The organism is Acutalibacter muris (assembly GCF_002201475.1).
Taxonomy (GTDB): Bacteria; Bacillota; Clostridia; order Oscillospirales; family Acutalibacteraceae; genus Acutalibacter; species Acutalibacter muris.
In genome coordinates this window covers 160,751-179,630 of the sequence record NZ_CP021422.1, presented here as the reverse complement: position 1 = coordinate 179,630, position 18,880 = coordinate 160,751, and the positions used below count along the sequence as shown (strand labels likewise).

22 protein-coding genes and 1 pseudogene are annotated in these 18,880 nt (G+C 55.5%); 15 read left to right on the top strand and 8 right to left on the bottom strand.

All coding sequences use genetic code 11. The features are described from left to right. Nucleotides 1-48 precede the first annotated feature (48 nt). Nucleotides 49-2,085, bottom strand: coding sequence for a hypothetical protein (locus ADH66_RS00905; protein WP_066536849.1), 2,037 nt, complete (start codon nt 2,083-2,085; stop codon nt 49-51). A 138-nt stretch (nt 2,086-2,223) separates the two neighbouring features. Further along, nucleotides 2,224-3,087 (bottom strand): flagellin N-terminal helical domain-containing protein, encoded by an 864-nt coding sequence (locus ADH66_RS00900; RefSeq protein ID WP_066536851.1) that lies wholly within the window; start codon nt 3,085-3,087, stop codon nt 2,224-2,226. 364 nt (nt 3,088-3,451) lie between these two features. Between ADH66_RS00900 and ADH66_RS00895 the strand changes: the two are divergent. The 12 genes and pseudogenes from ADH66_RS00895 to ADH66_RS00840 form a co-directional block, all read left to right on the top strand. After that, nucleotides 3,452-3,580: pseudogene (locus ADH66_RS00895) on the top strand (sporulation transcriptional regulator SpoIIID); the annotation flags it as partial. A 248-nt stretch (nt 3,581-3,828) separates the two neighbouring features. After that, entirely contained in the window at nt 3,829-4,158 is a 330-nt protein-coding gene (locus tag ADH66_RS00890) for a helix-turn-helix domain-containing protein (protein ID WP_066536853.1), read from the top strand. Then, nucleotides 4,151-5,953: a recombinase family protein gene (locus ADH66_RS00885; RefSeq protein WP_066536855.1), complete on the top strand. Its 1,803-nt coding sequence runs from the start codon at nt 4,151-4,153 to the stop codon at nt 5,951-5,953. The genes ADH66_RS00890 and ADH66_RS00885 overlap by 8 nt, the downstream gene beginning before the upstream one ends. After that, a complete protein-coding gene (locus ADH66_RS00880; protein WP_066536856.1) occupies nt 5,937-6,533 on the top strand; it encodes a hypothetical protein in 597 nt (198 codons plus the stop codon). The genes ADH66_RS00885 and ADH66_RS00880 overlap by 17 nt, the downstream gene beginning before the upstream one ends. 9 nt (nt 6,534-6,542) lie before the next feature. Beyond that, nucleotides 6,543-6,998, top strand: a complete 456-nt coding sequence (locus ADH66_RS00875) for a hypothetical protein (RefSeq protein WP_066536857.1) — start codon at nt 6,543-6,545, stop codon at nt 6,996-6,998. Nucleotides 6,999-7,066: 68 nt separating this feature from the next. Continuing rightward, the gene (locus ADH66_RS00870) at nt 7,067-7,339 is read left to right on the top strand and encodes a hypothetical protein (RefSeq protein ID WP_201448060.1); all 273 of its coding nucleotides are present in this window, start codon (nt 7,067-7,069) and stop codon (nt 7,337-7,339) included. A gap of 393 nt (nt 7,340-7,732) precedes the next feature. Further along, nucleotides 7,733-8,320 carry an AAA family ATPase gene (locus tag ADH66_RS00865; protein ID WP_066536861.1) on the top strand — a complete coding sequence of 196 codons (588 nt, stop codon included), beginning with the start codon at nt 7,733-7,735 and terminating at the stop codon, nt 8,318-8,320. Between the two features lie 403 nt (nt 8,321-8,723). After that, nucleotides 8,724-8,909 carry a hypothetical protein gene (locus ADH66_RS00860; RefSeq protein ID WP_066536863.1) on the top strand — a complete coding sequence of 62 codons (186 nt, stop codon included), beginning with the start codon at nt 8,724-8,726 and terminating at the stop codon, nt 8,907-8,909. Nucleotides 8,910-8,967: 58 nt separating this feature from the next. Further along, on the top strand, nt 8,968-9,267 hold the full coding sequence (locus ADH66_RS00855) for a nucleotidyltransferase family protein (protein ID WP_066536865.1): 300 nt from the start codon (nt 8,968-8,970) through the stop codon (nt 9,265-9,267). Further along, nucleotides 9,257-9,604 (top strand): HepT-like ribonuclease domain-containing protein, encoded by a 348-nt coding sequence (locus ADH66_RS00850; RefSeq protein WP_066536869.1) that lies wholly within the window; start codon nt 9,257-9,259, stop codon nt 9,602-9,604. The genes ADH66_RS00855 and ADH66_RS00850 overlap by 11 nt, the downstream gene beginning before the upstream one ends. A gap of 113 nt (nt 9,605-9,717) precedes the next feature. Further along, nucleotides 9,718-11,253, top strand: coding sequence for a recombinase family protein (locus tag ADH66_RS00845; protein ID WP_066536876.1), 1,536 nt, complete (start codon nt 9,718-9,720; stop codon nt 11,251-11,253). Then, nucleotides 11,246-11,389, top strand: a complete 144-nt coding sequence (locus ADH66_RS00840; protein ID WP_084384326.1) for a sporulation transcriptional regulator SpoIIID — start codon at nt 11,246-11,248, stop codon at nt 11,387-11,389. The genes ADH66_RS00845 and ADH66_RS00840 overlap by 8 nt, the downstream gene beginning before the upstream one ends. 70 nt (nt 11,390-11,459) lie before the next feature. Here ADH66_RS00840 and ADH66_RS00835 read toward each other — a convergent pair whose 3' ends face one another. The 3 genes from ADH66_RS00835 to ADH66_RS00825 are packed head-to-tail and all read right to left on the bottom strand — an operon-like array spanning nt 11,460 to nt 13,390. Then, nucleotides 11,460-11,660 carry a hypothetical protein gene (locus ADH66_RS00835; protein ID WP_066536879.1) on the bottom strand — a complete coding sequence of 67 codons (201 nt, stop codon included), beginning with the start codon at nt 11,658-11,660 and terminating at the stop codon, nt 11,460-11,462. Nucleotides 11,661-11,707: 47 nt separating this feature from the next. Then, on the bottom strand, nt 11,708-12,910 hold the full coding sequence (gene alr, locus ADH66_RS00830) for an alanine racemase (RefSeq protein ID WP_066536884.1): 1,203 nt from the start codon (nt 12,908-12,910) through the stop codon (nt 11,708-11,710). A gap of 12 nt (nt 12,911-12,922) precedes the next feature. After that, nucleotides 12,923-13,390: a methylated-DNA--[protein]-cysteine S-methyltransferase gene (locus ADH66_RS00825; RefSeq protein ID WP_066536885.1), complete on the bottom strand. Its 468-nt coding sequence runs from the start codon at nt 13,388-13,390 to the stop codon at nt 12,923-12,925. Between the two features lie 93 nt (nt 13,391-13,483). On the opposite strand from ADH66_RS00825, the gene yfcE reads away from it, so the two are divergent. Beyond that, complete coding sequence (yfcE, locus tag ADH66_RS00820) at nt 13,484-14,029, top strand: phosphodiesterase (protein WP_066536886.1); 546 nt, start codon at nt 13,484-13,486, stop codon at nt 14,027-14,029. A gap of 2 nt (nt 14,030-14,031) precedes the next feature. Here the strand turns inward: yfcE and ADH66_RS00815 are convergent, their stop codons facing one another. Beyond that, nucleotides 14,032-14,571, bottom strand: a complete 540-nt coding sequence (locus ADH66_RS00815) for a DUF6106 family protein (RefSeq protein WP_066541738.1) — start codon at nt 14,569-14,571, stop codon at nt 14,032-14,034. A 145-nt stretch (nt 14,572-14,716) separates the two neighbouring features. Here ADH66_RS00815 and ADH66_RS00810 point away from each other — a divergent pair, with 145 nt between their 5' ends. Continuing rightward, entirely contained in the window at nt 14,717-16,069 is a 1,353-nt protein-coding gene (locus ADH66_RS00810) for a glycoside hydrolase family 32 protein (protein WP_066536888.1), read from the top strand. A 28-nt stretch (nt 16,070-16,097) separates the two neighbouring features. Further along, nucleotides 16,098-17,093, top strand: a complete 996-nt coding sequence (locus ADH66_RS00805; protein ID WP_066536891.1) for a carbohydrate kinase family protein — start codon at nt 16,098-16,100, stop codon at nt 17,091-17,093. 208 nt (nt 17,094-17,301) lie between these two features. Here the strand turns inward: ADH66_RS00805 and ADH66_RS00800 are convergent, their stop codons facing one another. Next, complete coding sequence (locus ADH66_RS00800; protein ID WP_066536894.1) at nt 17,302-18,243, bottom strand: CPBP family intramembrane glutamic endopeptidase; 942 nt, start codon at nt 18,241-18,243, stop codon at nt 17,302-17,304. Further along, nucleotides 18,227-18,877, bottom strand: a complete 651-nt coding sequence (locus tag ADH66_RS00795; RefSeq protein WP_066536897.1) for a helix-turn-helix domain-containing protein — start codon at nt 18,875-18,877, stop codon at nt 18,227-18,229. Before ADH66_RS00795 ends, ADH66_RS00800 begins: the two co-directional genes overlap by 17 nt. Between the last annotated feature and the right edge of the window lie 3 nt (nt 18,878-18,880).

Genomic DNA, 18,880 nt, shown 5'->3' with positions numbered 1-18,880 from the left:
TACGGCTCCTTTGGTGTAAATTTCTTTATAGACCCCTCTGCTGTCTAATCAGTGATATAAGGGCTGCTCCAAAAGCGCCGGGTCAAGCTCCAGCTTTGGCATGAACTTTAGGGGCCTGCCCTGCTCGTTTACGAATTTCAGGCCCTTCAATAATATCCTGGCAAGCCTTTCGCGCCTGTCCTTCACTATCTGCATAAACTCCGCAAGGCTTTCCTCCGCCTCCTCCTCCACGGTGGCGGTATATTCGACCGCCTCTCCGGCCTCTGCCTTTTCCTTGCGCAGCTTTTTCACGGCGTCTATATGATAGGCCCGGTTGCTCTCCAGGAGGTAGTAGTCGATCTTGTCAAAATGCTCCAGCCACCCCAGCACCCGCTCCTCGTCCACCGGCCCGCCGTCGTAATACTGGAAGTCATAGCCGTAATACTCATAGGCGTCCCGCAGGAAATACTCGAGCCAGCACCTCTCCGCATCGCAGCAGAACTCGTCATAAGTTTTATATACCGCCGCCGTGTCGAAGCCGTATACCTCCTGGTCGAGCATAGCATTAGTGGTGACCCCCATCAGGGTACACTTGGTCATGCTTTCGGCATATGGCACATCCAAAAACTCTGCCAGGGCGTGGAAGGTGGCGGCCGGGTTCAGCTTTGCGTCCTCGAACCGCACTATTACGCCGTCGCGCAGGGCACGCTGCTCCTCGTCCACAAGATAGCCCCGAAGCAGCAGCCGGTCCACAATCTCGTCGGCCACCGGGAAGATATCGTCTTCTTCCAGCGAAGCCTGGTGCGAACCCCACATAAAGCGGATGCTCGCGCCATAGCTTGTGGTAATGCGCCGCATGGGGGTGAAGGATTTGATATATTTGAACTTTCGGAAAACAGCGGATTTGCGGACCGTTTCATACTGTTCGGAGGACATGACGGCCCGGCCCATATCGTCCCCGCGCAGCAGCACATGGTTATAGCCGAAGTGTGGCTGGAAGAAAATGGCCGGCACAATTCGGGCGGCGGGGTCAAGGGTATTCAGATACATCTTGCTTCTAAAGCATATTGCCACCATTATATCCTTGTCCGTGCGGTCGCGCATCAGGTAAAGCTCCCGGATCATGTCCAGGTTGTCCCACTCGCCGTTATTAAAGACCTCCATAATCTCCTGCACGCTCCTAGCGTCGTCCAGGGTCGCGCGCAAGTCCTCCATGGTCTTTTCCATATCCTCGTTCATCACGGGCATATATGAGAGAATGTTGGGGTGCCCGTCAAAGACCTCGTTAAAAAAGTCGCCGCCGTTATGATAGGAAAGCTGGGTGTGCCAGATGAGCCGGTTCATCTCCCTAATGCCAAGGGGCTTTATTGGGAAGGTGCTGTAATCAATGCCATACTGAGCTTCAAAATCAATGGGATAGCGGCTTATCTCATCTTCTATCAGGAACACCAGCTTCTTGTCAATAAGTAGCTTCCTGAAATTCAGGACCTGCAAATAGGAGCAAAATTCCCCCCAGCTTTTATAGTGGAGGTAAATATGGTTCTCGCGGCCCACATACTCGCTGTGCCGCACGTTGTCGTTCAGGTATTCCAGCTCGTACTGGGAATAAACCTCCTCAGCCAGGAGGGGATTTTCCAAATTTTTAAAGAAATTTCTGTGGATCACCTGCTCGCCAGGGTCCATCATATCCTCGAACCGCTCCGCGCCCGCGTCATAGGGCACATAGGAGCTGTCGTCAAAGGGGTAAAACTTTATGGGCAATTCCTCAAACTCGGGGAAATCGTTTCTAAATAAATATGGGTATTTTCTGAGCTGCTTCACGTTGTTCTCATAGCGGGAGCGCAACAGCTTTTCATTTGGCAGATAGAACGCTTCGGTCATTATGTTCCAGGCGTCCTCTTTATAATGGCCGTCCCGGTACAGCTCTAAAAACGCGGTATAGGCCGCGCGGTACTCCCCCTCGAACTGTAGTATATACATGGCGGCTTCCATCTTCTCGTCCGGGTCCGGCCCCGGAATCGCGGCCAAAGCCAGTACATACGCCCGACAGGCCTCCTCTGTCTTTCCAAACCCGGCCAGCTTTCTTGCAACTTCAATCGGTGACATTGGCAGTCCTTTCCACAAAACATAAGAATTGGGGCGGGCATATCGCCCGCCCCAACACTTAGTTGCTTACTGAATTCAGTTTTAAAACGATATAGATTGGAATTACTACAATTACTGGAGCAACTGAGCAGATTGCTCTTACTGGAGCAACTGCAGCACGCCCTGGGGAACAGCATTGGACTGGGCCAGCATCGCCTGAGCGGACTGGATCAGGATGTTGTTCTTGGTGTAGCTCATCATCTCTTCCGCTACGTCGGTGTCGCGCACGGTGGCCTCGGCGTCCTGGATGTTCTCCTTCATGACGGACAGGTTGTTCAGGGTGTGGTCCAGACGGTTCTGGGTGGCACCCAGCTTGCCGCGCAGATCGGAAATCGCATTGATCGCGGAGGTGGCCACGTTGGACTTCAGAATGCCGATAGCTGCGGAAGCGCCGGCGACAGTGCTGATGTTGATAGCCAGTGCATCTTTCAGAAGGGTCCTCAAGTCCGCGCCCTTAGTCAGGATGGTCGCCATGGACAGCTTGTCGTAGGTGTTGGCGGTGTCGCCAATCTGGAAGATAAAGGAGCCGCTGGCCATGTTAGCAGTGGAGCTAAACAGCTTCTTGCCGTTAAAGTTGGCGCTGTCGGCAATACGCTCGATTTCGGTCTGCAGAGCATCGACCTCGCTCTGAAGGGCGTGACGGTCAACATCGTTATCGTACACACCGTTAGCGGACTCCTCGGCCAGGTAGACCATGCGGTTCAGCATGTCCTGAACCTCCTGCAGAGCGCCCTCGGCGGTCTTGATAAGGCTGGTGGCGTCCTTGGTGTTCTTATAGGCAGCGTCCAGACCGGTGATCTGCGCGCGCATCTTCTCGGACAGGGCCAGACCTGCGGCGTCGTCGCCGGCGCGGTTGATCTTGTAACCGGAGCTGAGCTTCTCAAGGTTCTTAGACAGAGCGGAGGTGTTGTTGTTGTAATTCCTGTAGCTGTTCATAGCCATAATGTTGTGCTGGATACGCATAATTTTCTCTCCTTAAAATTATTTTTTGCGTTTATTGCCCCCGGCGTTCCTCGCCGGGTTCGTGCCTTCTCTGACCACTGGCCTAGTGGTCAGATCTTGACACTTGTATTTCCTCCGGCCGCGGACCGGCTGAAATCGAAGCCGAAAACCGAACTCAGGCTGAAAATTGCTCATTTTTCAATCTGTGTTTCGTTTTACATCTATTATATCGGCACTTTCCAGGAAAAGTTTAGGGGGTAAATCAAAAAATTTTCAGAGGGCCGGCTTTTTTATTCCGGCCGCCCCAAACCGCCCGGCGGTCCCGCCCCCGCATATCCCCGCCCCAGAGCGCATAGATATATAGCACCGAAAGAAGGTGCCCTATATGTCAAACAATGTTATCGACGACCGCGCCACCAAGCTCGGGGAGTACATCGTGGAAAACAAGGCCACCGTCCGCTGTGCCGCAAAGCAGTTTGGGGTCAGCAAGAGTACGGTACATATGGAGGAAACAAAACAGAACGGTTGCTATGGCTAGTGAAATAGTGGAAGGGTCAGTGTACACAGATGCAAGAGTGTACACTGGCTTTTTTCTATTCAGGGATTTTACTTTTCTGATTTCTTGACTGGTTTGCCGCAAAACCAAATAGCAGCAAAAAAGCAGCCCCAAAAGCCCAAACGTTACAAACTGTCGCACAGATGCTACCCACTGTAACAGGTTTACTGGTATAATTCTTTATAATCAGCAAGGTGGTGTAGGCAATGATCTTTGATTTTCCAGAACGATTCAGATACCTGTGGCAGTCCAAAAATTTAGCCCAAAACCAGCTGGCTAGCCTAATCGGTGTAGACAGGAGTACCATCTCGTCCTACGAAAGTAACATCCGGCAGCCCTCGTTGGACACGCTTTCGCGGATTGCAGATGTGTTTGGCGTAAGCACAGACTATCTTTTGGGACGTACGGATTCCCTCGGGTTTGATTTCCTTGCGTTGAACGGAGAGGAAAAAGCCCTGGTCTATAAGCTCGCTTTCGCACTGTCGGAAAAGAACCTACAGCTTCGACAGCTACAGGAGGGGATACCCGATGCCTGAACCCATCTGTTCCCCGGAGCACGATACCTGGGAGAAACGCTTTATTCCCGCCAAGCCCAAAGCCACTCTCAGGAACCGGCTTTTCCGTGTATGCGCGTATTGCCGCGTTTCTACCGACAACGACGCGCAGATGTCTTCCTTTGAGCTTCAGCAGGCCCACTACCGCCAGATGGCAGACCAGCGGCCCAACTGGAGTTTGCGGCATATTTACGCCGATGAGGGGATCTCCGGGGTCTCGCTGAAAAACCGCACGGCGTTTAACGACATGATCGCCGCCTGTGAAAGGGGAGAATATGACCTGATCGTAACAAAAAGCGTCTCCCGCTTTGCCAGGAACCTGGTGGACTGTATCTCTCTGGTCCGCAGGCTCAAGAACCTTGACCCACCGGTGGGGGTATTTTTTGAAACGGATAATCTGAATACCATCGAAGAAAGTTCCGAATTTATGCTCACCTTTCTTGCCTCCTTCGCCCAGGAGGAATCCGTCAAAAAGCGGGAAGCCATGATTTGGTCCCTGTCCCAACGGTTCAAGGACCGCCAGCTGCTGACGCCCCCTTTGCTTGGGTATGACAGACAGCGGGACGCTGCCGGCCACTACATCAAATATGCCCCGCTGGCCGTTAACGAGGCCGAGGCAAATGTGGTCCGCTTTATTTTCGACGCTTACCTGTACGGCTGGTCCCAGGCGGACATCGCCGCTTTTCTCACGGATATTGGATGCAGGACAAAAACCGGAAGCACTGGATGGAACAGCGGCTCGATAAGCTATATTCTTTCCAACGAACGCTACTGCGGCGATATCCTGACCTGGAAGACCTTTACCTCCGACCTGTTTAACCACAAGCGCAAAAAGAACCGCCAGGACATGGATCAGTATCACTACAGGGGCCAACACGAATCGATCATTCCAAGGGAAAAATTTGAGATGGCGCAGGCCCTCCTTGAAAACAGGAAGCACAGTATGCGCGGCGGGCTACCTTCCCTCCATGTGATAGACGACGGCATCTTTCGCGGTTTCGTTCCAATTAACCACCATTGGATCAATGACGACCCCGGGTTGTATTACGACTTGTCAAACAGCGTAAGCACGCCGCGCAGGGAGATACGCCTGCTAAAAAGCGCCTTTTCCATGTTCGACCTCAAAGGCTATCAGGTGGTCAGGAGCCAGTTTACACAGGCGCGGTATGAGGGGCCGGCGGTCACGCTCGGGATAGACCGGATCACATTCAACCTGTTCTGTGTGAGGATGTTTGCCGATGTGGGCCATATCCAGCTGCTCCTGCATCCTTCCCAGCGGAAGATCGCCATCCGGCCCTGTGACGAGGGGGCCGTGCACTGCATCAAATGGCGTCCTGATGGAGATATGTCCCTATACGCAAAAGTTCTGCGCTGCCGGCACTTTGGCACGGCCCTCTTCCGCATAATGGAGTGGGATCCGAATTACTTATATAAGGTCCGGGGGACATGGGTGCAGCGGGAGCGAAGGCAAATCATTGTTTTTAATTTAGAGAACGCGGTGTCCGCCGTGCCGTTGCCGCAGGCGGGAGGCACCCGCCTGCGGCGCGCCGAGCTATACGCGGAAGCCTGGGAATACAGCTTTGGTGATGAGTTCTATGACCACATCCGCGAGAACAACATATTTTATATGGGTCAAAGCGCGGCGTGGCAGGTGGACAGGCCCAGTGTGCCAGCTCCGGGGATCGAGCAATATAAAACGCCGACCGACTGCGAGCTTCAGGCGCTGGCGGACAAACTCAAAAAGGGGGATGGTGTTGGAAATGCCGGCACAGGATAAGCTGGACCAGATATTCTGCCAAACAATGCCTGACGAGGAAGAAAAAGAGATCGTGCCGAATCTTGAGGGGTTCCAGGTCACGAAAGCGGAACTGTTCTCCCATACACGAGAACCGGCGCTCACCATCTGGCCGGCCCGCATCCGCTTCAATATGTCCTGTCTCCGGCGCTTTCCGGGGGTAACGCACATACAGCTGCTGATACACCCGGAGCAAAAGCGGTTGATCATCCGGCCCTGCCCGCCGGATACGCCGGACGCCCTGCGTTGGGCGAAAGGTGGCGGGGATAAGGAGCTTATGAACCGGGATATGCTTTGCAGGATATTCGCCGCAAAAATATTCGACCTGATGGGCTGGGACAGAGAGTACAGGTATAAGATTATGGGGAATCCTGCCGCCTATCAAAAGGAGATGCTGTTTTTATTCAAGCTCAGCGACTTTGAGCTGTTTGTGGGAGGGAAAAAGGGAAAGTCCTACCTCCCCGGAGAATGGCGGGAGTATTTCGGAATTCCGGCAGAACGGCATGAAGACAGCTATAAAATCGACCTTGCAGATGGATACATTACCACCGACCGCGTTTAGGAGGAAAATATGAATCAATTCAAGACTGAAGTAGAGCCGATTTCAATTGAGGGGTTTCAAGTAGTCAGCGGCGAACTTTTTTCCCATGTCAGCAGCTACGCTTTACCGTCCTGCACTATCTGGGGTTCGGGGATAACCTTTAACCGGATATCGCTGACCGCGCTGAACTGTTGTGAGCGCATCCGTCTGGAGGTGCATCCACAGAAAAAGAGCCTTTTGGCTGTTCCTGTAACCATTAAAGATAAGGACAGCATCATATGGCGCAAAAATAAAAAGGAGTACGCCCCGAGACGCATGGAATCCGTTCGGTTCTCCTCACAAATTTACACGATATGGGGCTGGGATACCGGCTGTGTCTACAAAGCTGTGGGGCACGTTGTGACGGTAGAGGATAAGGTCATGCTCCTCTTTGATTTCAGCGCCCCTGAGCAGTGGAAAGCGAAAGAAAAAAAGACCGCAAAATGAATGGCGTGTACATCTCTTTTTATTTGAAAGCGAACCGGATCCATATTTTTGTGGAAACGCTCCGCTCTATGGACAGTCCTAGACGGATCCGCTTTCTCATTTCCGAGGATGGGCAGGTCCTGCTGATCCATCCGTACGACAAAAGAGGGTTCACCTCGCACAGGATCCCACAGGAAGTATATGATGGCAAACGGTCGCTGGAAATATCCAGCTATAAACTGTGCACGATCCTGGCGGAGCTTCACGGTTGGGACCTGAGATGCTCCTACCGTGTGCCTGGACGGATCGCGGCGGACGCCCGTTCTGTATCCTTCTTTTTGGATAAAGCCGAGGCCATCTGACAGCAAAGCGGCCAATGGCTTGTAAATACAGTGCCTCCAACGATTCCGGCAGGTGTAAATCAGAAATGAACTGGCATATTGATAATGCCGGTTCATTTTATTTTTGCATACCTCTCAAAAGCACTTTGAATTTATCAAATCCAGTCACATTATTTTCTGTTGACCAGCTGCGGCCTTTGCGTTCAGCGCAAAGGTATAGCCGCCCTTCGGCTTCTCCTGTGCGTAGGCCATGAGAGCGCTGGCAGACAACTATAGATTTTATACCTGACCTGCGGCATACCGTTTACCCCCCTGCCAAAATTATACCAGAATCCTTTCCGGTCTGCAACATGAATACTGCTCCCACTTTTTCAAGCTGGGAGCGTTTCTATTTTACCGAAAGGACTGATGTGTATGCCAAAACCCATCGAGGAGCTGGCCGTCGTCGACGGCGCACCCAAGAACGGAAAATCCTGGATGGTGCTGGACTGGTGCGTGCGCGTTGCCAAGGGCGAACCGGTGTGGAACCTGCCCGTCAAGCAAGGTTCAACCCTCTACCTCTGCCTGGAAGACCCGCTCCGCCGGGTGCAAGACCGACTGCTCCAGCTTACAGATGAGGTTCCCCCAAACGTATTTTTTGCTACGGTCGCTGAGAAGTTAGGCCAAGGCCTATGCGAACAGATTCAAGAGTTCGTCCGGGAGCACGACGACACCGTGCTGGTAGCCATTGATACTTTCCAAATCGTGCGCTCAGGCGGGCAAGACATCTCCTACGCCTCCGACTATGAAGAAGTACGTGAACTGAAAAAGCTGGCGGACGAATTGCAGCTCTCCATTCTGCTCATTCACCATTTGCGTAAGCAAGGCGCCAGCGACTCGCCCAATAGTGACGGAAGTGACGCAAGGGACGCAACTTCAAGCGGTGCCGGATTTGTCGTCCCTTGCGTCCCTGGCACTGCCGAAACCCCTGTATTCTCTAGGGAAAACGCCCGTCCGGCGTGAGCCGCTGCTTTCGCCCCTTGCGCCCCTGTGAGGTCACAGCAGGCCCGTGTCGGCGTTTTACGGCGGCAGTCGGGTAAGTCACCACCAGGCCCTGAGAAGGCCGTTTTGGGGCAATTCTGGCCCAGTTTTGCGGCAAGGTTCAAAGGACCGGATTTCCCGGCGGGGAGGGTCGTAAGGGCCTCCCGCTGGGGCAAGCAGAGCGCGTGGCTGCGCACAAAAGAATCGGGCAGAAGCCCGTACCCACTTTTACAGAGGAAACAAGTATGCTGAAATAACAGAAAACAAACAGGTGCAGTTTTCAATTTGCTCAAACAGATAATCAAGTGGTTCGGTGCTATCACTGGGCCGCTTTTCATATATATTTACATCGAAAGCCGATACTCGAAGGAGGCTGAGTAGATATTTGAGTAAGAAAAAGCTAAGCTACCGTTTCCATAATCCTAATCCAGACAATCAGATGGCCAACTACATACTCAGAGTTTTCATGGAGGTTAACCGCCAAAAGGTCGAACAAGCGGTTCAACAGGCTGCTCAGGAGGTTCAGATTGAGGAAGAAACTGAGGACGAAATCATCACCATGGCGATGTGATTTCCCCTTGCTATTTTCCCGTTAATGCGGTACAATACTCTTGAAAGGGGGCGTCCTTATGCAAAAGGTATATTCCATCCACGAAATCGAAAATATCCTCCACCCGGTATTCGCAGGCTTCGGTGTTCGGCGGGCCGTCCTGTTTGGTTCCTACGCTAAGGGACAAGCCACCCCCCGAAGCGACGTAGACATCTTAGTGGACAGCGGTCTGCGCGGGTTGGCTTTCTTTGGTTTGTTGGAAGGCATCTCGTCCACACTGAGTGTACCGGTTGACCTTATCGATGTGTCGCAGGTCGAAAGAGGCTCCCCCATTGAAATGGAAATACAACAGACGGGGGTGCCGATTTATGAGCGATAAGGATGGTATTGTACTGAAGAAAATCCTTCAGCACATCGAAAGTATTATGCGATACTGTGCCAGCTGCCACACGTTGGAAGAGTTCTCCGCCGATACCATGCGCCTAGAGGCTACGGTTTTCAACCTGATGCAGATAGGTGAGCTTGCAAAGGAATCCCTGAGCGACGAGACAAAAGCGCAGATTAAGACCATCCCCTGGCAGCAGATCTACGGTATGCGCAACCGAATCGTGCACGGCTATTCCGGGGTCAATATGCAAATCGTGTGGGATACTGTGTCAGTTGATATCCCCATGCTCCACAAAGAATTGAAATCCATTATCGAAACAAATACCTAAATATGGTGGGGCCAAATGAACCTGGCTCCGCCAATTTTTTTGTTGTCTTTTTGAATGGAACGTGATATAATCCGTAGTAACAAAATGATTTCTTTTCATTAGTGAGGTGCCCCATGAACATCGCCGCCTACTGCCGCGTCTCCACCGACAAGGAGGACCAGCTCAACAGCCTGGAAGCCCAGAAGGAGTTTTTCTCCGAATACACCAAGCGCACCGGCGACATGCTTGTGCGCCTGTACGCCGACGAGGGCATCTCCGGCACAAAAATCAAGAACCGCAAGGAGTTTCTTCGCATGATGGCAGACGCTGACCACCACCTGTTCGACATGGTGGTGGTCAAGGATATCTCCCGGTTCGCCAGGAACACGGTCGACCTACTGCAAAGCATCCGCAAGCTGAAAGCATTGGGCATTGAAACCCAGTTCCTCACCGCCAACATGACCAGCATGGGCAACAGCGAGTTTGTGCTGACCATCTTCGGGGCTCTGGCCCAGGAGGAAAGTGCCAATACCTCCAAGCGGGTGAAGTTCGGAAAGAAGATAAACGCTGAAAAGGGCCGGGTCCCCAACATCGTCTATGGCTACGATAAGACCATCGGCGACTACTTCAACCTGGCCATCAACCGGTCGGAAGCGGAAATCGTCCGGCAAATCTTCCATATGTACACCGAGGAGGGCGCGGGCGCGGCCAAAATCGCCAACACTCTCAACGAGCGCGGCCTGCGCACCAAGCGCAACTGCTCCTGGAGCCAGAACGCCATCTGCCGCATCATCACCAACGAGCTGTACACCGGCAAGATAATCAACGGCAAGCAAGAGGTCAGCGACTTCCTCACCGGCCAGCGGGCGGACAAGCCCGAGGATGACTGGATTGTAGTAGACAGGCCCGAGCTGCAAATCATCTCCCCCGAAACCTTCCAGCAGGCCCAGGAAATTCTGGATTCCCGCCACAAAACCTTTCACACCGACCATGAGCGCCAGAGCAACAAGCACCTGTTCTCCACCCTCATCAAGTGTAAGGAGTGCGGCTGGTCCTTCTACCGGACGGTGCGCACCTATAAAAACACCTATGTACGCTGGGTCTGCTCCGGCCACACCGGGCGCGGCGCGGATAGCTGCCCCAACGCCACAACCGTGGACGAGGACGAGCTGATTGACACCTTACAGGAATACTTCGCCCAGGTGCTGAAATCCAAGAAGAATATCATCCCATACGTTGTCAAGGAGTTCCAGCGAGTCTACCGGGCTAAGGACGACAACCAGGAGTACGAGAAGGAACTGACCGCCCAGCTTGCCAGGCTGCAAAAGACCCGCCAGAAGTACATGGATATGTACACCGACGACCTTATCAGCCGGGAGGAACTGAACGAGAAGATAGGCGGTTCCAAGAAGAAAATCGAGCGCATCGAAAACGAACTGAAAATCGTGGGCTACAACATCACCAAAGGCGACCAGTTGGAGGGCATCCTGCAAAACACCTTCAAGACCATGGAGGACATCACCGACGTGCGCCAAATGTCCAACGCCCAGCTCAAGCGCGTCATTCAGAAGATAGAGGTGGACAAGGACGGCAACGTGGATATTTACCTACGGCTTCTAGGGGATTTGGGCTTAGACGAAACCGTTCTGATTAACGACAACCATACATAAGGACGTCTCCCAGCGTCTAAAGTATATAGACCGGGGCCTATACCGGGACGTGAAGAATGTGCTTGCCGTCAACAAGGCCCAGCGGCATATCCGCGGCGGCCTTGCCACAAAGAAAAAATACGAGTCGTTAAAATAAGTCAGGCAGGGCAGCCGCGTTTTGCCGGCACGCCATGTACATAGAAAGGAGCGGGTACCCCCGCTCCTTTCTATTTTTCAGGAGGCTTCCTTCTCGGTATCGCCATTGAGGAGAGCTCCTGATAGTTATCCCACTCCTCCTGGTCCCTGGGGGCCTTATACATCAGCCCGGTGCACTCGCTGGCCGAGGCCACGTCGGATATGTCCGGAAACTGCTCCGCCGGCGGCTCCTCGTGCTCCCTATAGTCTATCTTCTGTTTCGGCTTTTTCATAAACAGCACCTCCCTGGTGCTATTATGCCCGGGGAGGCTCATGTTATTTATTCGGTAAGCAGCTGGTTATAAATGCTCTCTACCCTCCCGCCCTTTAGGTAGACTCTCGGCACACGCTTTGACAGGGCGCAGACCACCTCGTAATTTATGGTGCCCTCCCAGCCGGCCACCTCCCCGGCGGTTATCTCCTCTGTGCCGTCCCGGCCGATAAGGGTCACCCGGTCGCCCATGGCCGCGCCCTCCACGCCGCTGACGTCTGCCATAAGCTGGTCCATACATATGCGCCCCAGCACCGGGCACCTCTGCCCCCTTATGAGCACCACGGCCCCGCCGGGGCCAAGAGCCCTGGGATAGCCGTCGGCATAGCCCACCGGCACCGTCGCTACACGCGTCTCCTGCTGTGCCGTAAACCTCCTGCCATAGCTGACGGTGGCCCCGGGCAACAGGGTCTTCACGTGGGACACCACCGACCGCAGGGAGAGCACCGGCCGAAGGTCAGGCCGGGCCCGAAGCTGCCCGGAGGGGTACAGACCGTACAGCACCACCCCCGCCCGGACCATGTCCAGGTGGGAGAGGGGATAGTCGAACACCGCCGCGGAGTTGGCGCAGTGCCGAAGAGGAGGCTTATCTCCGCCCACCCCGGCGCGCACCAGCGCCTCGGACATCTCCTTAAAGCAGCCGAACTGCCGCATGGTGAAAGCGTCCCCGGCTTTCCCCTCGTCGGACACGGCGAAGTGGGAGAATACCCCCTCTGGTATGAGCCCGGGCAGGGAACAGGCCTTTATAACCTCGTCTATGGCCCCCTCGTCCCTAAAGATGTCCTGGAAGTAGAAGCCAAGGCGGCTCATGCCTGTGTCAATCTTCGCGTGTATCTTCACTTTGACCCCAGCGACCTTGGCGCACAGGGACAGCTTCTCTGCATACTCCGCGGAGTACACGCACTGGGAGACGTCCCCCTCGCTGAGGGCGGCGGCCTCCTCCGGCGGGGTGAAGCCCAGCACAAGTATCGGCCTTTCTATTCCCCCCCGGCGCAGCTGAAGGGCCTCCTCCAGATTGGAGACCGCGAACCAGTCCGCGCCAAGGCTCTGGAGCTCGGCGGCTATGCGCAGGGCCCCATGGCCATAGCCGTCGGCCTTTACAACACAGCAGACTTTGGCCCTCTGGTCCGTGGCCTCCCGAACCCGGCGGTAATTGTGCGCAAGGGCGTCCAGGTCTATCTCTGCCCAGGTGCGGCGGATTATCTCAGTCATAGGCTCCTCCCATTATGAATATTTCCTCTCCAGACCCAGCAGGTACTCCTTTATGGGCAGCCCCCCGCCATAGCCGGTGAGCCCCCCGCCGCTGCCGATTACCCGGTGGCAAGGCACGATGATGGAGATGGGGTTGTTGTGGTTTGCCATGCCCACGGCCCTAAAGCCCCTTGGACAGCCGGCGGCGATGGCGATATCCTTATAGCTACGCGTCTCGCCGTAGGGTATATCCAGAAGCGCGGCCCAGACCCTCTGCTGGAACTCTGTACCCGAGGGCTCAAGGGGCAGGTCAAACTCTCGCCTTGCGCCCTCAAAATATTCCGAAAGCTCTGCTTCGGCCTTTTGGAGCAGCTCCGACTCTCCCTCTATATATTCCTTCGGCACTTCGCCGTTAAACAGCAGATGGGTCAGCGCGCCGTCATGCTCTGCAAGGGTCAGCGGCCCTATGGGCGAGGACATGACCTTAAATATTTTTCCCATTTTTATCCTTTTCTCCCCCAAACGGGCTTGCGCCCGGTGAACTTTTCAGATATACTTTATTTAAGTATATAATATTACGAAAGGCTGATGGATATGAAATGGCTCATAGCGTCCGACATACACGGCTCCGCGCTGTACTGCGGGGAGCTTATAAAGGCCTTTGGCCGTGAGGGAGCGGACCGCCTGCTGCTCCTTGGGGACCTGCTGTACCACGGGCCCCGAAACGACCTGCCCAAGGGCTATGCCCCAAAGGAGGTCATCGCCCAGCTCAGCGGCCTTAAAGATAAGATATTCTGCGTGCGTGGCAACTGCGAGGCCCAGGTGGACCAGATGGTGCTGCCCTTCCCGGTGATGGCGGAATACTGCCTGATAGAAACGGCGGACAGGCTGGTATTTGCCACCCACGGCCATGTGTATAATACGGACAACCCGCCCGCCCTCTTCGAGGGCGACGTGCTGCTCCACGGGCACACCCATATACCGGCAAAGACACAGGTCCCCGCCGGCTGGTGGTATTTAAACCCGGGCTCTGTCTCTATCCCAAAGGAGGGCAGCCCCCGGGGATATCTGACCCTGGAAAAGGGTCTGTTCCTCTGGAATACCCTGGAGGGCCGGGAGTACGATAGACTGGCCCTATAGGCTCATCCCCGGCCGAACTTCTCAAACTTTAAGGAGCGCGGGATAAACTTCTTGACAGCCTCCTGCATATCCTCGTCCGGGTCGAAAACCACCAGAGTCTTCCCGGTCTTGCCGCTGCGCACTATCATGAACCATGAATCCCGGCGGTCCGCGAACTGGGTGGCGAATACCCTGCTGTCAAAGGAGCGGGTCCGAAGCCGCGCCTCGGCCTCCTGGTATACCCCGATGTCCTCACAGGTGCTGCACTCGAAGGAGGTCATACGCTTTCTTGTGGCCCGGTTCATTATCTTGTCCACGGTGACAAAGCCGTTTGTAATGCTGTATTCATATTCCAGCATCCGCATGGAGATAAGCTTATACCCGCCGAACACGGCCCCGGCCATTATCAGCAGGGAGAGCATGGGAAACATCAGCATGAAGAACCCCACATATATCCCCACAAGGCTGAGCACGATTATGCCCAGGATAACCCCCAGGATCACCAGCATATCCGTGGTCTCAAACTTTTTCTTTACCATCCGTTCAACGAAAACGTCATTCATTTTATTTGCCCTTTCCCATAAATAGATTTTTACTATAACCGTATTATAGACCAAAGAAAGGGGAAAGTCAATCGCGGGCCGGAAGTATTTACTTTTCGGGTTTTTTGTGATAGAATGTACCCAAAAATATAAGGAGGCCTGCCCCATGAGCACCAAAGCCCCCCGGGACTTCCGTCCCGCACTGCACTATACCCCGAAAAAGGGCTGGATAAACGATCCCAACGGCCTGGTATACGCCAGAGGGAAGTACCACCTTTTCGCCCAGTACGGCCCAGAGCCCCATTGGGGCGATATACACTGGTCCCACGCCGAGAGCCCGGACCTTCTCCACTGGCGGGACCTGCCCAACGCCATAGCCCCGGACGGGCTGGGCATGGCCTTTTCCGGCAGCGCCGTGTATGACGAAGAGAACGTCTCTGGGCTGGGCACGCCCGATAACCCGCCCATAATCGCCATGTACACCTCCCACGGGGAGCAGGAACAGCAGAGCATAGCCTACAGCCTGGACGGCGAAAGTTTTATAAAGTACCCGGGGAACCCGGTGATACATAATACCAAAAAGCCCGACTTTAGGGACCCGAAGGTATTTAAAAATCCCAAAGGCGGCTGGACCGTTGTGCTGGCCGCGGGGGACCACGTGGAGTTTTACGGCTCAGAGGACCTTCTCCACTGGCAAAAGACCGGCAGCTTCGGGCCGGACGGTAACTACTCTAAAGGCGTATGGGAGTGCCCGGACCTGTTCCCCCTTACCCTTGGGGGCAGAGAGGTCTGGGTGCTGCTGGTAAGCATGGGAGCCTGTCCGGAGAACCTGGGCAGCCGCACCCAGTATTTCCTGGGTAACTTTGACGGGGAGACCTTCACCTGCGACGGCAGCTTTAATAAACCGGAGTTTATCGACAGCGGCTTTGACAACTACGCCGGAGTCACCTTCTTCGGCACACAGGAGCGCGTACTCATGGGCTGGGCGGCAAACTGGGTCTACGCGGGGGACCTGCCCACCGGAGAGTTCTGCGGCCAGATGACCCTGCCCCGGACCCTCTCCCTTGTGGACACGCCCCTGGGCGGGCCCAGGCTCTCCTGCGCCCCGGTAAGCGACAAGCTGTTCGGCGCGCCCGTCCCCATAGACGGCAGCCTGCCCGGCGAGGTGTTCAAACTGACGGTCTCCGGGGAGGGGGCGGCTGATATAACCCTGTCAAAGGGCGGGGGCGAGGCCTTCAGCTTCGGCGTAGACAGCAGCGGAGAGGTATATATAGACAGGAGCCGGGCGGGGCTCAGAAGCTTCAACGCCGACTTCGCAAAGCCCGAGTACGGCCGGATATCCGCTCCCCGCTTCTTCACCGGGCCCTGGACCCTGGAGCTGACCTTCGACCGTTCCATATGCGAGCTCTTTGCCGACAGGGGCACAAGGGTCTTCACCCAGCTCCTTTATCCGTCGGAGCCCTATAGGCACATTGACCTTGCGGGGAACGCAAAGGCTGAGATAAGCCTAATGATATAAATTAAAATCTTGAAAGGAAAGTGATACTATGCCTGACATCGTAACCACAGGAGAGCTCCTTATCGACTTCACCCCGGTAAAGGCCCCGGGGACGGAGAACGCTGTCTGTCCAAATCCCGGCGGCGCGCCGGGGAACGTGGCCGTCCAGCTGGCAAGGCTGGGGGTCCCGGCGGGATTTATCGGCAAGGTGGGCGACGACAGCTTCGGGCGCAGCTTAAAGAGCTGCCTTGAGGAAAACGGCGTGGACGTAGGCGGCGTGGTGGTGGACGAAAATGTGCGCACCACCCTGGCCTTTGTGCACCTGGACAAGGAGGGCGACCGCAGCTTCACCTTCTACCGGGACCCGGGGGCCGACACCCAGCTTCGAGAGGACGAGGTGGATAAGTCCGCATTAGAGGAGTGCAAGGCGCTGCACTTCGGCTCCCTCTCCCTTACCACCGAGCCCAGCAGGACCACCACTCTGAACCTGGTGAAGGAGGCCCGGGCCATGGGCAGGATGATCTCCTATGACCCCAACTGGCGGCCGGCCCTCTGGAGGGACGCGGAGAAGGGGGTACAGGCCATGGGGTTGGGCCTTGAGCTCTGCCATGTGTTGAAGATATCCGAGGAGGAGCTGGCGCTGCTTACCGGCACGGACAGCATTGCCGAGGGCGCAAGGGCTCTGCACGAAAAGGGCGTGGCCTTGGCCATAGTGACCCTGGGCCCGGACGGCTGCGTGTCCTCGTTAAAGGGGCAGCTGCGGCATCACCCCACCTACGACGTGAAGGTGGTGGACACCACCGGCTCCGGTGACAGCTTCTGGGGGGCTTTCCTGTCCCAGCTGATACAGAACGGCTATGACGCGCCGGAAAAGCTCCCGTCCCTTTCCCAGGAGGAGCTTGCGGGTTTCTGCCGCTTCGCCAACGCCGCCGGGTCCATGTGCGCCTCAAAGCCCGGGGGGATTCCGGCCATCGCCGGACGTGAGGACATACTGCGGTGTATGGAGGAAACAGATATACTGGAGACGGATTTCAGGCTGATATAAGCAAAAAAAGGGCGGGCCGAAAAAGGCCTGCCCTTTTTGACTTTCCTCAGTCCCACAGGACGAAAAGTGCCGCTGGTAGAACAGCCGCATTTTCTCCACCTCCTCGCACCTCTGTCCCGGCAGCAGATAAGGGCATAGCACCTGTCCTCTGTAAGATACGCGACCGTTTTACCCGAGGTATGGGACTTTGAGCTTGCCTTGATGGCTTTTAGTCCTCCCCTTGTTGTTCCGTGATACAGTATGCTGACCACCTGTTCTTTCCTTCGCTTTTTCCGGGACGCTTCTCCAGCCTAAACATAAGCAGAACCCCCATAATAATAAACCCCGCCATACCGATAAGCCCCGAGGGCTTTGGCCCCAACAGGGCGTCATACCCCGCCGCGCAGATAAGCAGCGGGGCCTCCCTTACGGCGTTGACCGCGCCGTGGGCGATACAGGCGGGCCATATGCTCCCCGAGCGCAGTGTAAGGTACGACATGAATATTCCCGAGACCGTGGCAAAGACCGTCATCATCAGTATGCCGGTAAAGGGTGCGCCGGGGTATTCCCCGGTATAGTTAAGCCCGAAGCATACCAGCGGCGCGTGGGCTATGCCCCACAAAACGCCGTCCAGCAGGACCGCCCTTCTCCCCCCAAGGCCCTCTATGAGCAGGGGCAGAAGATACCCCCGCCAGCCCAGCTCCTCGCCGAAGGCAGCTATGTGGTTCACTACGACCAGGGGCGCTATAAGCGTCAGGAGCAGCCCCGCGCCTATCAGCTGGGGAAGGGTCGCGGCGGGCACCTCCACCGCCTGGCCGCTAAGGGCCAGCAGTTCGGACATATACCCCATAGTCAGGTCCAGGTCCCCGGGGAACAGCAGGAAGTACAGCGCCGCGCCTGCCATGGTAAGCGCCCCGGGCAGAAAAGCCGCCATAAGGTACTGCTTTCTCGTCCCTCTGATATTGGGCCGTAGGAAAAGCCCGGAGCGGTCCCCGGAGAGCCGCCGGACTATCAGCGCCGAGAGGGCCGGAAGGAACATGAATACTACAGACACAACGAGCATAAGCGGACCCATGGGCTCCGCCTCCAGCAGGAAAAGAGGCAGAGTGCACACCGCCACCAGTACGTACTCAACGCCAATAAAGGCGAGTATCTTACCTCTCCTGCTCATCCGGCTCCTCCCTGCTCATCACATGCTTGCAGCCCGTGAACTTCCCGCATTTGGGGCAGCGGAACCAGCGCCGGGTGATGGTGTGCGGGCCCCAGATGTACGCCCGCCAGGTGGGCTTGAAGGTCTCGCCGCAGGACCGGCACTTGAAGTACCCCGCCTCCCGGTCCATTGACATGGTGACAAAGAGCCCCGCGGCGAACTGTAAACAGGCAAAGGCTATTATCAGCGCCTTCACCGGCAGGGATATCACCTCGGCGTAAAAGCCCACCAGCAGTATCAGCACCAAAAGCGTTGCCGTGCAGCTTATCCCGGTGAAAACCGAGAGCCGTATCTTTTTGATGCTTTCCTCCCGTTCTTTCATAAGTGACATGATATTTTCCTCCGCTTTTCTTTGGTAGTCGGCGGCGGACAGCCTCTGCCCGGACAGGAGTTCGTTGACGTTTATCCCCAGCTCCCGGCACAGGGGCATGAGTAAGGATATCTCCGGCAACCCGGAGCCGCACTCCCACTTGCTCACGGTCTTGTCGCTTATCATCAGCTTCTCCGCAAGCTGTCTCTGGGTCAGGCCCAGCTCCTTTCTTAGGGACTGTATGAACCTGCCTGTGCGTTCCTGGTCCAGGGACTCTAAGGCCATCTG

Excerpts from the sequence above, each read along its gene's own strand:
- ADH66_RS00905 (WP_066536849.1), bottom strand. The coding sequence starts at position 2,085 with ATGTCACCGATTGAAGTTGCAAGAAAGCTGGCCGGGTTTGGAAAGACA.
- ADH66_RS00900 (WP_066536851.1), bottom strand. The coding sequence starts at position 3,087 with ATGCGTATCCAGCACAACATTATGGCTATGAACAGCTACAGGAATTAC.
- ADH66_RS00890 (WP_066536853.1), top strand. The coding sequence starts at position 3,829 with ATGATCTTTGATTTTCCAGAACGATTCAGATACCTGTGGCAGTCCAAA.
- ADH66_RS00885 (WP_066536855.1), top strand. The coding sequence starts at position 4,151 with ATGCCTGAACCCATCTGTTCCCCGGAGCACGATACCTGGGAGAAACGC.
- ADH66_RS00880 (WP_066536856.1), top strand. The coding sequence starts at position 5,937 with ATGCCGGCACAGGATAAGCTGGACCAGATATTCTGCCAAACAATGCCT.
- ADH66_RS00875 (WP_066536857.1), top strand. The coding sequence starts at position 6,543 with ATGAATCAATTCAAGACTGAAGTAGAGCCGATTTCAATTGAGGGGTTT.
- ADH66_RS00870 (WP_201448060.1), top strand. The coding sequence starts at position 7,067 with ATGGACAGTCCTAGACGGATCCGCTTTCTCATTTCCGAGGATGGGCAG.
- ADH66_RS00865 (WP_066536861.1), top strand. The coding sequence starts at position 7,733 with ATGCCAAAACCCATCGAGGAGCTGGCCGTCGTCGACGGCGCACCCAAG.
- ADH66_RS00855 (WP_066536865.1), top strand. The coding sequence starts at position 8,968 with ATGCAAAAGGTATATTCCATCCACGAAATCGAAAATATCCTCCACCCG.
- ADH66_RS00850 (WP_066536869.1), top strand. The coding sequence starts at position 9,257 with ATGAGCGATAAGGATGGTATTGTACTGAAGAAAATCCTTCAGCACATC.
- ADH66_RS00845 (WP_066536876.1), top strand. The coding sequence starts at position 9,718 with ATGAACATCGCCGCCTACTGCCGCGTCTCCACCGACAAGGAGGACCAG.
- ADH66_RS00835 (WP_066536879.1), bottom strand. The coding sequence starts at position 11,660 with ATGAAAAAGCCGAAACAGAAGATAGACTATAGGGAGCACGAGGAGCCG.
- alr (WP_066536884.1), bottom strand. The coding sequence starts at position 12,910 with ATGACTGAGATAATCCGCCGCACCTGGGCAGAGATAGACCTGGACGCC.
- ADH66_RS00825 (WP_066536885.1), bottom strand. The coding sequence starts at position 13,390 with ATGGGAAAAATATTTAAGGTCATGTCCTCGCCCATAGGGCCGCTGACC.
- yfcE (WP_066536886.1), top strand. The coding sequence starts at position 13,484 with ATGAAATGGCTCATAGCGTCCGACATACACGGCTCCGCGCTGTACTGC.
- ADH66_RS00815 (WP_066541738.1), bottom strand. The coding sequence starts at position 14,571 with ATGAATGACGTTTTCGTTGAACGGATGGTAAAGAAAAAGTTTGAGACC.
- ADH66_RS00810 (WP_066536888.1), top strand. The coding sequence starts at position 14,717 with ATGAGCACCAAAGCCCCCCGGGACTTCCGTCCCGCACTGCACTATACC.
- ADH66_RS00805 (WP_066536891.1), top strand. The coding sequence starts at position 16,098 with ATGCCTGACATCGTAACCACAGGAGAGCTCCTTATCGACTTCACCCCG.
- ADH66_RS00800 (WP_066536894.1), bottom strand. The coding sequence starts at position 18,243 with ATGAGCAGGAGAGGTAAGATACTCGCCTTTATTGGCGTTGAGTACGTA.
- ADH66_RS00795 (WP_066536897.1), bottom strand. The coding sequence starts at position 18,877 with ATGGCCTTAGAGTCCCTGGACCAGGAACGCACAGGCAGGTTCATACAG.